Source organism: Kiritimatiellia bacterium (assembly GCA_018001225.1).
In the GTDB taxonomy this organism is placed as follows: Bacteria; Verrucomicrobiota; Kiritimatiellia; order CAIQIC01; family JAGNIJ01; genus JAGNIJ01.
The window spans coordinates 1-13,715 of record JAGNIJ010000040.1 but is presented as its reverse complement, the minus strand read 5'-3'; the positions used below and the strand labels follow the sequence as shown (position 1 = coordinate 13,715).

The following is a 13,715-nucleotide window of genomic DNA, read 5'->3' as shown; positions in this document are numbered from 1 at the left end:
AACCCACTTTGGGTGGATGTGGGGGGTGTTTGGCGACCACAAAACCCTTTTTATGGGGAAGCACGTGTATGCCGGTACGGCCATACGGCACCACGCCCTATATATATTATTTTTTCAAAATACATCCACCACATCCACCCCATGGGCATTTCGCTCAATAAATACGGGGTCGAAAGTTGGGTGGATGTTTGGGTGGATGTTGGTGGATGTTGCCGTACATCCACCCTGCTTCCCCCCGCTTCGGCCCTTTGCGGGCCGCCGCCAATGGCGGCCGCGGGCCCGTTTTCGCCGTTCAACCGTTACATCAAACCCAGGAGGCACAGATGAAGAGGATACAGGTCACAGTCTGGCAGTCGCCCGAGGAAGTCATCGAGACGGTCCACGGCCCCATGCCGTTCGGCATCTGGCTCGCGCTGGAGCACTGGCGCTTTACCCGAGCCGGCCACAGGGCCACGATCATCGGGCGCCCCGATAGACGGATCGCCCTGTTCCGTTGGCCTGTCCGCCGCCGTCCGGCTGCGGCCCGCCCGCCGCAAGGAAAAGATACGGCCGAATCGTTTCCTTGTGCGGCCCGTTAAGAAAGGATGCCGATCCTGTGAAACTGAACCCCGGGGACCGAATCTGGCCCACGGGCCGCGCTGTCGGTCCGTGCCGCCCCCCGCCGGCCGGGTAGCAACTCGCCACAGGTCATCATGACCCCGCTTCAACTCGCCGCCGACGAGTGCGCCAATTACCAGCCGGATGGGGCCTGTCTGGGCGTCATGATCGGCGATGACCTGTCCCTGTCGGGGTTCGGCCCGGGGCCCCGGTGCCTCGTCGCCGCCGCCCAGCGCTGCCAGTACTTCGAGGACTGTGTCATGCCGATGGCTGCCATGGCCACCGATCCGCGGCGCGCCGCCCCGTTACAGGCGGCCACGGCCGAATATCGCCGCGTTACCGGCCAGAAGGCGCCCTCGACGCGGCCCTGCCCGGACTGCGCCGGCCCCTGTCCGCCCCGGAAGCGGTACTGTCCGGCCTGTGCCCATCGGCGCCGCAAGGAGACCAAACGGCGCACTTTTCACCGTTCCAGCTCCCTGGGCATGTCCACCACTAGACAGTTAAGCCAAAAAACCGCATGAATTCCTTAGGAAAACAAGGGTGTTTTTCGGCCGTTTGCCAAAACGCGATAGAGGACAGCGGCCCCCCTCGAAAACGGGATTATCGGGGCGTATAGGGCATCCTACGCGGCCGCCCCGCTTTTGACTCGTTTTGCCCCTGAACGGGCCGTATTCTGATCGCACGGTTCCAGAAAGAGGGGGCGCGCACCAACCATGAGAGTGGATCAAACGATCACGAATATAACGCTGGTGGCGATGATTCCGGCGGCTGTTGCGCTGTTTGCGACCCGAAAGGCGTGGCTGAAATCGTATTCAATCGTCCTGTTTGCCCTGACCATCGTTGACCTGCTGGCCAATGTTACCGGGCATGGAGGGCTGCTGTGGTGGTCCCCGATCCATTGGCCTTCGTCGCTGGTTCTGGGTTTTGACGAAATTGTCGAGAACCACGGAGTCATCACGACCACGGCCGGCTATGTCGCGGATCTCCTGATCTGGAGCGCCATCATCGCCGGCGGCCTTGCGATCTGGAAGAAGAAGAGAAAGCGCACTGCGTTGGAACTGCCGGGCTGACACTGTCTGTACAAGGTCTTGGGGGAAGCCGACAACATGAAAACTGGGACAGCCCCGCCGAAGCGCCCGGCCAAGCCCGCGCTACACGGGCCCCGCTACCGCGACGACCACGAGCCCTGGACGATCCCCGAGGGCCTGCCCGACGAGGACCTGCGCGAGCTCCTGATCCAGCGCATCAATGAAATCGACCAGATCAAACGCGAGATCAAAACGCAGGTCCACGAGGCCAACGTCAGAGCGCACGAGGAGGGCCGGCCCCGCGACCGCGCCTGGCAGGTCCGCGCCCAGGACAAGGACAAGCACCTGACCCGCGAGAGGGAAGCGATCCGCAAGGTCCTTGGGGAGGTCAACGCGCGGCTGAAGCAGGGTCGGCTCGAGATTGCTGTCGCGAAGGCCTTTGTGGCTGTGGCCCGGAAGGAGTTGAGCCCGGAGGTGTTCGGGCGGGTTATGGAGCGGGCGAGGGCGAAGGCGGGGTAGGGCTAATTGCCCGCTAGTTTCCTTGGTTAGCGACTGATGCGTGGTTATTATCCGATTCTTGGACGATTCGCTCCAAGGAGGCTTGCCCAAGATGCTGCGTGGCGCCAGTTGAATGAAAGGGGTGGGTGGTGCAAAACATGAACGCAACGTGTGCAGCGTGCGGCCAGATTATCCCGCCTATCGGGGCGGCGTTCTGCCCTCATTGCGGCTCGTCTGTCAATCGAGGACAGGATCGATCACCGGCTCCGGCCACCCATCCTCAGCCAGCGCCAGCGGCTTCGCCGAACGGTATGCGATTCAGAGGTGTTGTCTGCATGGATCAAATCCTTCGCTCGCCGGCCTTTCAGATGGTTATCCCGGAGGGCTGGGCCTTTGAAGGCGGGGTAGTGTGGGATCAACGAAACGTGGCGTTTCCCGCCCAACTGATCTACCGGGTCGCTTCTCCGGACGGGCACGCAGCGCTCGAACAGATGCCCGCGCTGGCCTTCATGTGGGCGCAAGGTGGCATGATGGGCGGTTTCGGGACGACTTATGGACGGGAAATGCGAATGCCCATGGCCGCGCCGCAAGTCCTGACGGAAATCGTCATTCCTCGTTACCGAGGCGACCGGCAACCCAGATTGGTCTCGCCGCCTGAAATGGCGCCCGATTATTTGCAAGCCGTGGTGGTCGGATCGGGCGCTAAGGATCTGCCGACGCAAATGATGGGCGGTCGCGTGCGCATTCAGTACGACCAGTTAATCGAGGAAATAGCCTGCATTACGGCTTACAGCCAGGCCCCCGGCGGTGGGACATGGGCTTGCGCGGCCATCATCGGAATCCGGGCGCGCGCGGAGATGTTTGAACCTCTCTGCCCTGTGCTTCGGGGCATGATTGCCTCCATCCGGGGCAACCCGGGTTGGCACGCGGCGGTGAATCAGATTCAGAGTGCTCTGATCCAGGGGCAACTGGCGAACATTGAAGCGGCAGGCCAGTTAAGCCGTTCCATCAGCGCCCAGAACAATGCCATGATCGCGCAGATGGATGCCCAGCGAGCTGCGACCCCGCGGATGGGTGGCAGCAGCGGGGGAGACGGCGCCTCGCGTTTTGCCCAGGCCATGCGCGGTACGGAAGACGCCGTGGATCCGCACGACGGACGTACGATCGAGTTACCCGCGTCCAGCAACTATGCTTGGTCAAACGCCTTGGGCGACCGCATTGTCACCGACGATCCGAACTTCAATCCCAACCTGAATTCCACTCAGGATTGGCGGGAAATGAAGAAGACCCCTTAACCGCCAGCCTTGCAGCTTTCACCTAGGGTTGAACGAGAGATTCGATCTCCCGTATGGCCGCGCCACCGGCCGCAACGATCTTTGCCGGTGTCTCCGTGAAATAGCTCAAGTACAGGCCCTCGCTTCCTTCGTGAAGCAGCCAGGCGTAGCCATACAGCATCTTGGGGTGAAGGGCCTCGGTGACATCCAGCACGCAGGCCGGCATATCGGCGAATCCGATCAAGAGGTAGCGGGCCACTTCCGGGCTCGTTTCGAAGGACAACCCGCCGTTCTCGTCCGCCACGCCATACCAGACATCTTCGCCCTCGTCTCCCGGCCCCGCGTAGACCTCTTCCATCCGCAGGGCAGCCGGGTCCGTCCGTATTTCGCCGGTCCGGTCATCCGCTCCGTCCGGCGCATAGAACAGCAGGTAATCGCCGTCCTTCATGGCCCCGCGCCAGGCCGAGACAAACATGGCGGTTTCTTCGCCGTTGATAAGAACCTGGAGTGTCGCCGGATCGGTCGTGTCGATCGGCACACCGGCAGCCTGCAGCGCCCCATAGCCGATGCGGCATATGCCGCTCTCGGGCCCAAGGGCAAACTCCGCCAATGCCGGAGACTTCTCCTCGCCCTCTGCGTCTAGTTCATCAAAAACCGCGACCTGTTCGTGCGTCTCCGTCTCGAAAGAAGTGCTGACATCTTCCAACCAGTAGAAGACTGTTCCCGACTCCGGGGCTGTGGTGTCCACGATGGAATACTTTGCACCATCGGAGGTGCCGGTGCCGGCGATAAGTTCCGCGTTCACTCGCGTTCGCTCGCCATCGGGGGCCGTGGAGCGATAGACGTGGAACCCCAGGTTCTCGAATTCCATGGCTGTTTCCCACGACACGCGCACGCCTCCATCCACTCGCTGGGCCGTTACGGCGGTCAGAGTGACGGGCGTGGGCTCCTGAATGTCTTGGCCGTCCAACAATACTCCGTCGAAGGCGATGCCGCTCTGGTAGTCCGAGTCATTCCAATTCACGACCCCGATCTCCAGGATGAATCGCCCGCCCGCAGGAAGTGCGTAGCGCGCCTGGATCCATCCCGTATGTCCGCATCCGTTGCCGAAACAGGTGCCCGAGCTTTCTGCAAGGGGGCTCCATACAGGGCCGTCCGACACGATCGGAGTGCTGGCCGGCACGAGCGTGGCAACGGGCGCCGGCATGCTGAACCCGGGGACGGTATCCCCGCCCACGGTGGTTCGGGCTGTGAACAAAAGCGCCACTTCGTTCAGGTTGGTATCCAGAAGCCTGGCCCAAGCGTAGTCGGAGTATCCTGATCCATCGGATGTGACGTAGTTGAAGTAGAACGTCAATTCTTGTCCGGTGTCGCCGGGAAAAACCGGCGTGCGAATGCGCGAACCGGTGGTAGGGCCTCCCGACCCGCCGATTCCGGTTAATCCCATATCTGGTATTCCAGAGGCCGTGGACACCCATCCATACTGGCTGCTGAACGGCGAGGCCGTCACTACTCCGTTCGAACCTGACACGCCATAGGTCCCTTCGCCGACCCATCCGATGATGCTAATGCCGCGCGCTATCATGTTGCCACAGCAGAACCACGCACAGATTGCCAGCGCAAGCGACTTTCTCGACATGACCAGCCTCCTTCGTGTGTATGAAAGTACCAACCTTGTGAAGCAGCTTACACGCCTCATAAAAGACGAATCAATCCCTTTCCGTTCCGAATGACAGGCCGGCCTTCACAGATTCGGGACTCTCAGCCTGGTGGCTTGGCAATGGTATCGGCACTCCTTCGGCCTCTTCAACCCATGCGCTTGCCGCATTCATCGTATCGTCCTGTCGTGTCGGTCGTTCGGCCACGAAGATTCGCTTGCCTTGACAACCCCTGATACAGGATGATTCACGAGATGCTGGGCTGTATAGTGCCGGGGGAAATGCAGCGGAATACAGGGACATTGTGCGGACTTGGCCGGGATGCGGACATGGTTCCGGATACGGAGGTGACCGTGAGAAATCGCGCCGTCTTTGTTCTGTTGCTGATGTTGCACTCGTTCCCTTCCCACCGGGCCGCAAGCATCATTGCGCCTAGCGTGACGACTCGAACGCAGGTGTCGCTCGATTGGGACCGCGTTACAATTCCCTTTATCGAAAACGTCGGCCAGTTCTCGTTGCCCCAAATCCGATTTCTGGCCAATATGTGCGCGGGAAGTGTCCGCGTCAGTGACGAGGGAGACATCATTCACACCCTGGTCGCCGGCAGGAGCACTTCGGGGATCAGAGGGTGTGTGCTGTGCGAATCCTTTCCCATGCGGGCCGCGGGAGCCGTTCGCGGTGTGACCCGTGTCCCTCTGACCATGTCCTGCTGGAAGGGAAGCCACCCCATTGCCTGGAATCGGGATATGCCAGTATTCGCGGCCGTGGACCTGGGGGAGATCGCGCCCGGGATCACGCTGACCTTGAAGGCGTTCGGCCAAAACGTGGAAAAACTGTTCGTGGTCGCGCCGGGCGCTAAGCCGGCGGACATCCGGTGCAATTTGGAAGGGGCGCAGCGATTGCTGATCACCGGCGAGGGGCGGTTGGCGGCGGAGACGGGGGCGGGGACGGTCGAATTCACCCGGCCGGTGGCCTACCAGGAAAACGGCGGCGGCCGGACCCCTGTGGAAGTCGCCTACGTGGTGCGCGGCCTTGAGTACGGCTTTGCCGTGGGCTCCTACGACGCCTCAAAGCCCTTGGTCATTGACCCGCTGCTGGCGTCCACGTTTCTGGGCGGAAGCGGAGACGAGGGTATCGCGGGCCTCGTGGTGAGCACCAACGGAAGTGTTTATGCGGTCGGCACCACGCTCTCCTCGGACTTCCCCGCGACTCCGGGCGCCTTCGAGACTTCGGGGCCGGGCGACGAGGATGTATTCGTCAGCAAGTTCTCGGCGGGCCTGACCAATCTGCAGAGCTCCACCTACCTCGGGGGAAGCGGTGCGGATGAGGCCCGCGCGGTGGCCCTCGGTACGGGCGGATTGGTTTACGTGGTCGGCGGCACGGAGTCGGACGATTTTCCGGTCACCCCGGGGGCTTACCAGGAGACGCTGGAGGGTTGGAGGGCCGCCTTCGTGGCGTGTTTCGATCCGGCGCTGACAAATTTGCTGGCGGCTACGTATCTGGAGGGACGGCGGCGGGGTGAAGGACGAGCCGTTCAAATAAGCACAAACGGCCGGGTCTATGTGGCCGGGACGACCCTTTCGGCGTCTTTTCCCGCCACATCCGGCGCCTACGCCGAGAGTTTCCAGGGATGGGGCCCTTGGAGCCACCATACCTTTTCCGCCAACCTGAAGCGGATGCAGGGTCGCATGGGCCTGTCCATGTGCGGCAGCGATCTCGGGTCATACAACATTGTGTTCGGTCCGGGCGACAGCCTGCGTATCAGCAAGTCGGACTACGTGACCAATCTGGAGATCGAGCTGACCAGCACACAGGTTGTCGGTTTGGTCACGGGGGTTTGGCAGGCGGTCAGCGTCAGCGCCAGCAACGGACACCTCCGGGTGAACTTGGACGGTGCGCCGGTTCTTGCCGTTCAGGACACGACACCCCATATCCTCCCCGGCGGCCGGATATCGCTCTACTCCGTAGTGGACATCTGGGATTCAGGCGCCCATTCCGAGGTGTACGTGGATGAGGTGGTCGTGTCCAACCGGCAAAGCATCTTCTGGTCCGATCATTTTGAAGAGGACCTTTCTGATCGCTGGGAATCGGTCGCATGGGGCGAGGTGGAGACGGGAGAATGGAGCCAGATCCAGTATGATGGCCGGTCCTGCCTGCATGGCGTGGCGGTGCTGCCGGAGGATGGCTTCAGCGGCGGGGTTGAAATATATTCTTCCGAGCCATCGCTGGAACCCGAGGGCTTTGTAGCCCGGTTGAATGCCCAGCTCACCGATCTGCAGGCGGCCACGTTTCTTGGAGGCGTGGGCGAGGATAGCCCCAACGCCTTGGCCCTGGGCCGCGGGGGCCGTGTGCATGTCGCCGGAGAAACCTACTCCCCCGATTTCCCAACGGGCACCAATTCCTTCCGCCGGACGTTCGACGGCGACTGGATTGACTACGGGATCTCGTTCCGCGTCCGGGTGGACGCGGGCAACGCCGGCATGGATCTGCGCTATGCGCAGGGGGAAGGAGTGCGGGGCGGGCGGTACAGTGTCGTGTTCGGGCAGAACCACGTGGACGTTGTCAAGGAGTGGCCAAAAGATGTCTGGATCGTGATGGGCCAGGCGAACCCGACCTTGTCCACCGGCGCCTGGCACCAGGCGCATGTGGCCTCGCGCCTTGACGGATTGGTTGTTTCCGTGGATGGGGTGCCCGTGCTGACGATCCCTGACCGGGATCCCCTGGTCATGGGTGGCGTGTCGTTTCGCGCCGGGCCCGGCCCCGACGCCCTCGTCTTCTTTGACGATCTCGCTATCACCAATGACACGGAGACGCTCTGTTCGGACGATTTTGAAACCGGCGAAGCAGGCCTGTGGACCACATCGGAGGGCTGGGAGGTCGTGGACGATGGAGGGATCTACGTGCTCCGGGGGAGTTCGGCAGAGGCCGGTGATTGGGCTTGGGCCGACACGCCCTGGTCCTACTATGACGCGGATGGCCGCCACGACGGCTTCGTCGCCACGCTGAATGCGGACCTGTCCGTTCTGCAGGGCGGCACCTTTCTCGGCGGCGGAGGGTTTGATGTCGCAACTTCCGTGGCGTCGGGCACCAACGGCGTCGTCTACGTGGGCGGCCGGACCGAGTCCGATGACTTCCCGACCACGGGGGACGCCTATGGCATCGCGGGAGGCGGACAGAACGGCTTTGTGTCAAAACTCGATGAGGATCTGAACGATCTGCAAGCCTCGACGTTTCTGGGAACTGGCAATGAAGGCCTCGGGGCCCTCGCCTTGGGGCCCGATGGGTCCATTTATGTTGCCGGCTACACGTGGGGGTGGGTCCCCACGACCTGGGACGCCTACGACCGCAGCCCGAACGGCGACGGAGACGCTTTCGTTTCCAGATTGTCGGGCGACCTGACGGCCCTGCTGGCTTCCACGCTGCTGGGCGGCCAGGGTGAAGACGAGGCGGCCGCGCTGGCGTTTGCGGCGGACGGCAGCGTGTACGTCGCCGGCGCGACCCTGTCGTCCGATTTCCCGACGACAACGAACGCCTATGTCGTTGCGTCGGGTGGCGGCCGGGACGGGTTTCTTTCGAAACTGGATGCGGACCTTTCGCGCCTACCGCGCCCCTTTATCGGTGTGCATCCTGCCTCGCGGCAATTCGGCTATGTACTGGTCGGCGTCGCCGTGACCCAGGTATTCGACGTGGTCAACACCGGCAGATTGCCGCTTGTGATCGGAACCGTCAGCCTTACGGACAGCTTGGACCTCGTGCACTTCAAGCTGACCAACGATCTCTGTTCGGGTCAGACCGTGGACCCGTTGAACGCCGAAACCTGCCGGGTGACGGTGATCTTCCGGCCCACCAATCTCTGGGGCAAGGCGGTCAATCTGGCCATCCCGAGCAACGATCCAGACACGCCGCAGCGCAATGTTCCTCTGTATGGAAGCGGCCGTAGCACTAACGCGGCGGAAACGTTGTTCCAGGAAGGCTTGCAGGCCCTGACGAATTATCTGGGCGACTCGGGTCTGACCAGTGATTTGCTGGCCGCCAACGACAAGTTCGGCCAGGCGCTGGCCCAGAACCCGAACCACTATGCTGCGGCATGGTACCGGTTAATTACCCGGCTGGCTTCGTTGCCCTTTGACAGCGAAGTAGCTCAACTGCTGACGGACCTGGGCATGCCGGAGGAAGGACGGGATCTCTGGAACTGGACAGCCAGCCTGCCCGATCCCCTGCCGCCGGATTCCCCGGATGTCGGATACGCGGTCGGGGTGCTGGATGATAGATTGGTGAAAACAATTGAGGAGGGCTTGCTCAACCTGGGGCGCATCCCCACGAACTGGACGGGCAACATTCTGCTAAGCCCGGAATACTTGCCGGTGGATAACGAGGTCCAAGTGGACGCGGGCGATGCACAGGTGGTCCAGGGGATTCTGTCCTTCTGGCGGGGCATTCTATGGATGATCCAGTCGCACGATTGGCATATTTCCTTTGCCGATCTGCTCAATGACGATCTAACGCTCGGCGATCACCTGCAAACATACCCAACCCTGGGCGCGCTCACCAACCTGCCGCGTTTTGCCCGCGCGGCGCCCCTGTTCGTCCAGGCGATCGATTACTACCAGACGGGTTCAATCCTGATCCGGGCTGAAACAGACGACCAGGATGATGACATGATCATCTTCGATCCGGATCAGCTCGATGAAGAGGCGGTTTTCCGGCACACCCTCGAGCAGTTTCGGGATTCGTTGAACGGAACGAATGCCTCGCCTTTCCGTTTTGAGCTTTCCCAGGTGCTGAACCTGAAATACGTGTTCACAAACTGGCCCAGCCCGCGATCCGTCGTCACGGGGATCGGGGCCCAGCAGGCGCTGGCTTCCAATATCCTGTTCCAGGTGGAGCGCGGCCTGACCAACCTGGCGGCGCTGGATGCCACGTTCAGCGAAACGCTGACGCCGGACCATGCGCCCGTGAAACGCAATGCGGAGGTGGACTACGGGGATATTGCCTTGGTCCGGACGTGCCTCCAGTTCTGCAAGGCGCTCATCCGCGTCGCGCAAGCCTATGACATGGATGACGTCAATCTGGTCGAGGAATACGAGCGCACGCCGCTCCTCGTGGGGGATATCCCGGCATCGCATGCCCGGTTCCTCGGTATCACGAACGCTTCCGCCTTGGCCGCGGCCTCGAATGCCTTGAGCGCCGCGCTGGTCGGCTACCAGGTCGCATCAGCTTTCATCCGCTCGGAAGCGGACGATCAAGCCGATGACCTGTTCGTCATTCAGAGTAACCGGGTATGGCTGGCGGACCTACAACGTTTCGGCCAAGAGGAGGACTCCTTCCGGTCGCTGGTGCAGAGTCTGTCCAACAGCCTTTCCAGCCCTGTCCTTGTGGATTATGTTGATCACGGGGGCGCGCATGAGTTCTACGAAACGATGCATCTGGGCCGTTTCTTCACTCCGACCTACGTGACGCGAGATCATCTGCCGGAGTTCGACGCCACGAATCGGCCGGTATCGGGCACGTTCCCGGACCCCACGTTCAATGGTTTGTTCCCGGACATGTCGCAGTGGCACGTGGCCGATTTGTTGGGCTTGGGGTTGGTGGATTCCGATGGGCTCGGTCTGCCCGACCTCTGGCAGCTTCACTACTTCGGAACGCTGGGCCATAACCCCGGGGCGATCGCCGCCTCGGGCATGACCCTCTACGACGAGTTTAGCGCCCGCACCGATCCCGGCGATGCCGCGACGAGCTTCATGCTCACCCGCGAGGTCATGCCGGCCGGCGGGGCCGCTCGCGTGCAACTGCGGTGGCGCAGCCGGCCTTACCAGTACTACGCGGTGGAATGGACCACGAACGTTCAGCACGGCGCGTGGACAACGGAGGCGGTCGTGCCGGCCACCCCCTATTTGAACTACTACACGAATACGGTGGACGACACGAAACGAAAATACTACCGCGTCCGGTTGCGCGACTGATTGGCGTAGAACCGTAAGTCCTCGTCGGCCAGCAGCGCGGCGAGGGGGAGAGAGACAGCTTCCACTTCCTGCGTTGATCCCGCCGCCTGTAGAATGGCGGTATGCGTGGATATCATCGGTTCGGTTGCGAGCGTCAACTCCGCTTCCCGGCATGTGATGCGCTGTCCGCCGAGGCTGCTGAATTCTACCGACCCACCCAGGCGGCAGCGTGTCCCGTGGAAAGTAGCGGAGTCTGCACTCAGCAATACAAGGTCAGGGTTTGCGTCACCCTGCGTGACCAATAGGGATATGCCCTGTATCCGAACACTGGACACCCGCGTTTTGTGATAAGGCGACTTGGCGCCAAGCTGTTCAAGGAAGGCTGTCAGCCGTGCCCGGTTACGGCCACCCCGTGACGCCATGGTCTCCTGCATGTCCAGCGACGAACCGAGTTGCCGCAGAAGCGTTGCGAAATTGGAAGGATCTTGCTTGAGATCCATGGTGAGACGAATATCCCGGATCAGGGCCTCATTGAAGGCGCCGATTCGGATGAATCGAATCGGCTTGCGACGAATCTCCACCGCTCCGACGCTGACGCTCCAGCCCTTGTCCGGGTCGCTGTACTTCAATCCCTTGACCACTTCATAATCAAGACGGTCATGATCAGGATTGGGCGAGATGATGTCTTTTGGTTTCGGAACACTACTATTTTCCCTCCAGGCCACCCGCATCAACAGACCGGCCACACAGCAGAAAAGCCCGCCAGCAAGGCAGATAATCCAGCGTCGCCTGACGTCAGGCCTGGTCATGCACGTTCTCTCGTGATAACGGAATGTGGCATGTGATTCGTACGCATAACGGACTCATAATCCATGAGATTAGTGGAAGATAGGCCGGTTTTAAAGCGCACAGTACGGATATCGGGAAGTCATAGCCGCAGTGGAATACGTAGACGAATGCGTGGGGAACTTCTCCGCGGAGCCGTGATCCAAGCGCTGGGCGTGATGAACAGGCTCGGGTTGTTGATCTTGGCGGAGGGGCAATAATGCCATGTCCTGCCGGAAGCCGGCTCGATAGTCATGCTGTACGTGGTGGTGCGTCTGCAACCGCAGGCCCGGCTCGCTGGGCCGCTCGCCGGGTTGTCTCGGCTGGACGCCTCGCCAAGTGGACACGCCCTCCTGGACGTCGGGCGTGGGCGCGCGAAAGCCCGCGACCCCTCTCGCCTGGGAGCGATTCACCGCCACGCCCGAAGCCCCGCGGACTTTTCGCGCGGACTCCCCCCAAGGCCCCCCGCAACGAGGGGCTGTAGCGCGTCGGTCTGCGGCGGCACGGGGACGGGAATCTTGGTTTCCCCCTGGCGGTTCCCCGAACCCCTCCCTTCGCCCCCTTTCCAAAGCGGTACCGTCCCGGGGAACCTTCCGGGGGACACCAAGACTCGGCAACGTAGGCAAGTGCGCTCACGTCCGGCGCTGAGGCGCCGGCGCCCTGGCGGGCGGCCTTCGGCCCGTTTTTCAGAGCGCACTTGGCCTCGCCCCATTGGGGTTCCCGTCCCCGGCTCCGCAACCCGACGCTCAACCCCCTCTGGCGCTACGTCCCCCAGGGTACGAGCGCGTTGGTCGGCCTCCAGCGTCATGCCGCAAAACGGACCTTCGCGGCTCGGTCCTTCGCTTTTTGCGGCCTGCCGCTTCCGGCCTCCGCGGATGGGGTGGGGGAAAGAGTTCCCCCACGAGGCGCATCATCGCGGGCGGGATCGCGCTCTGGAAACGCTCTGGCGGCTGGCTGTAGGGCCGGACTGCCTGATCCCGGCCATCAAGATCGCGTCGGACACTGTGTCGCCTGCTTCGGCGTGTCGGCGGCCTATCCCGATGCAACATCGGGACTCCGCTACCACGAGCGCTTCGCGTACGTGGTGCGCCGCGTTCGCGGTGCCGCTCCGGTCTTCGACCACGACCACCGCCACGCTCTACGCGCTGCGCCACGTGTCCACCGCCGCCCAGGGCTCGACTTCATGGCCGGGGGCCGTCCTTGTCGCGCCGCCGCAGACCGTGTTCGTGACTGTCGTCCTTCACGGACTGCTTTGGGCGCTTGCCCTACAGGAACGCCGCCCTCGCTGGCCTCCGCGCGATCCTCGTCCGCCATGTGCGCCGCCCTCTTCTGCCGGCTGCCGCGTGCAGATTGCGCCGTCAAGGTGCCAGCGCAAACAGCCCGCTTTATGGGCTGCCTCCCCCCGCATTGCGCGGTCTACCCTCGACCGCGCTTCTATCCCGGCGAGGCTTGTTTTTGTCCCTTTTGCCTTCTACGATTTCATCTGCCTTGAGCATGTTGGTCATCTGATGGGATGAAAATCCTGGGCACAATTCTAAGCGCTATCGCAGCACTGCCGATCCTCGGTATGATGTTTATGGGATTGTGGCTTGCCGCGGTATCGGGAGAGACAATCCGTCCCGGCTCCACGCTCTTAATCGGCGCGGTATGGTTTCTCGCCTATGGCATTCTCGGTACTTCGTTGATACGTCCGAATACAGTCGTCTCAGGCACCGCCCTAATCATTTCCATCCTATTCCTGGCTATCTTCGGACAAGGCATGATCTATTGACCTTCCCCCCGAAAACTGGGCCATTTTCAAAGAGAGTCCTCTGGTCTACAACAGAGAAAAGACGGAGGACGGAACATGCGCGGGAAACGGTTCACGGAAGAGCAGATTATCGGGGTGCTGAA

Annotated in this window: 9 protein-coding genes; 7 read left to right on the top strand and 2 right to left on the bottom strand. The window is 62.0% G+C overall.

Annotated elements, in window-relative coordinates:
* The first annotated feature begins 323 nt into the window (after positions 1-323).
* The 5 genes from KA248_12480 (at position 324) to KA248_12460 (ending at position 3,418) form a co-directional block, all read left to right on the top strand.
* A complete protein-coding gene (locus tag KA248_12480) occupies positions 324-578 on the top strand; it encodes a hypothetical protein (GenBank protein MBP7830722.1) in 255 nt (84 codons plus the stop codon).
* Positions 579-692: 114 nt separating this feature from the next.
* The gene (locus KA248_12475; GenBank protein ID MBP7830721.1) at positions 693-1,118 is read left to right on the top strand and encodes a hypothetical protein; all 426 of its coding nucleotides are present in this window, start codon (positions 693-695) and stop codon (positions 1,116-1,118) included.
* Positions 1,119-1,310: 192 nt separating this feature from the next.
* On the top strand, positions 1,311-1,667 hold the full coding sequence (locus KA248_12470) for a hypothetical protein (GenBank protein MBP7830720.1): 357 nt from the start codon (positions 1,311-1,313) through the stop codon (positions 1,665-1,667).
* 36 nt (positions 1,668-1,703) lie between these two features.
* Positions 1,704-2,144, top strand: coding sequence for a hypothetical protein (locus KA248_12465; GenBank protein ID MBP7830719.1), 441 nt, complete (start codon positions 1,704-1,706; stop codon positions 2,142-2,144).
* Positions 2,145-2,458: 314 nt separating this feature from the next.
* The gene (locus tag KA248_12460) at positions 2,459-3,418 is read left to right on the top strand and encodes a hypothetical protein (GenBank protein MBP7830718.1); all 960 of its coding nucleotides are present in this window, start codon (positions 2,459-2,461) and stop codon (positions 3,416-3,418) included.
* Between the two features lie 22 nt (positions 3,419-3,440).
* Here the strand turns inward: KA248_12460 and KA248_12455 are convergent, their stop codons facing one another.
* Positions 3,441-5,036, bottom strand: coding sequence for an NF038132 family protein (locus tag KA248_12455; protein ID MBP7830717.1), 1,596 nt, complete (start codon positions 5,034-5,036; stop codon positions 3,441-3,443).
* A gap of 261 nt (positions 5,037-5,297) precedes the next feature.
* On the opposite strand from KA248_12455, the gene KA248_12450 reads away from it, so the two are divergent.
* Positions 5,298-11,018: a hypothetical protein gene (locus KA248_12450; GenBank protein MBP7830716.1), complete on the top strand. Its 5,721-nt coding sequence runs from the start codon at positions 5,298-5,300 to the stop codon at positions 11,016-11,018.
* On the opposite strand, the gene KA248_12445 is transcribed toward KA248_12450, so the two are convergent.
* The gene (locus tag KA248_12445) at positions 10,994-11,806 is read right to left on the bottom strand and encodes a hypothetical protein (GenBank protein ID MBP7830715.1); all 813 of its coding nucleotides are present in this window, start codon (positions 11,804-11,806) and stop codon (positions 10,994-10,996) included. The genes KA248_12450 and KA248_12445 overlap by 25 nt on opposite strands.
* Positions 11,807-13,335: 1,529 nt before the next feature.
* On the opposite strand from KA248_12445, the gene KA248_12440 reads away from it, so the two are divergent.
* Positions 13,336-13,593 carry a hypothetical protein gene (locus tag KA248_12440; GenBank protein ID MBP7830714.1) on the top strand — a complete coding sequence of 86 codons (258 nt, stop codon included), beginning with the start codon at positions 13,336-13,338 and terminating at the stop codon, positions 13,591-13,593.
* The last annotated feature ends 122 nt before the right edge of the window (positions 13,594-13,715 follow it).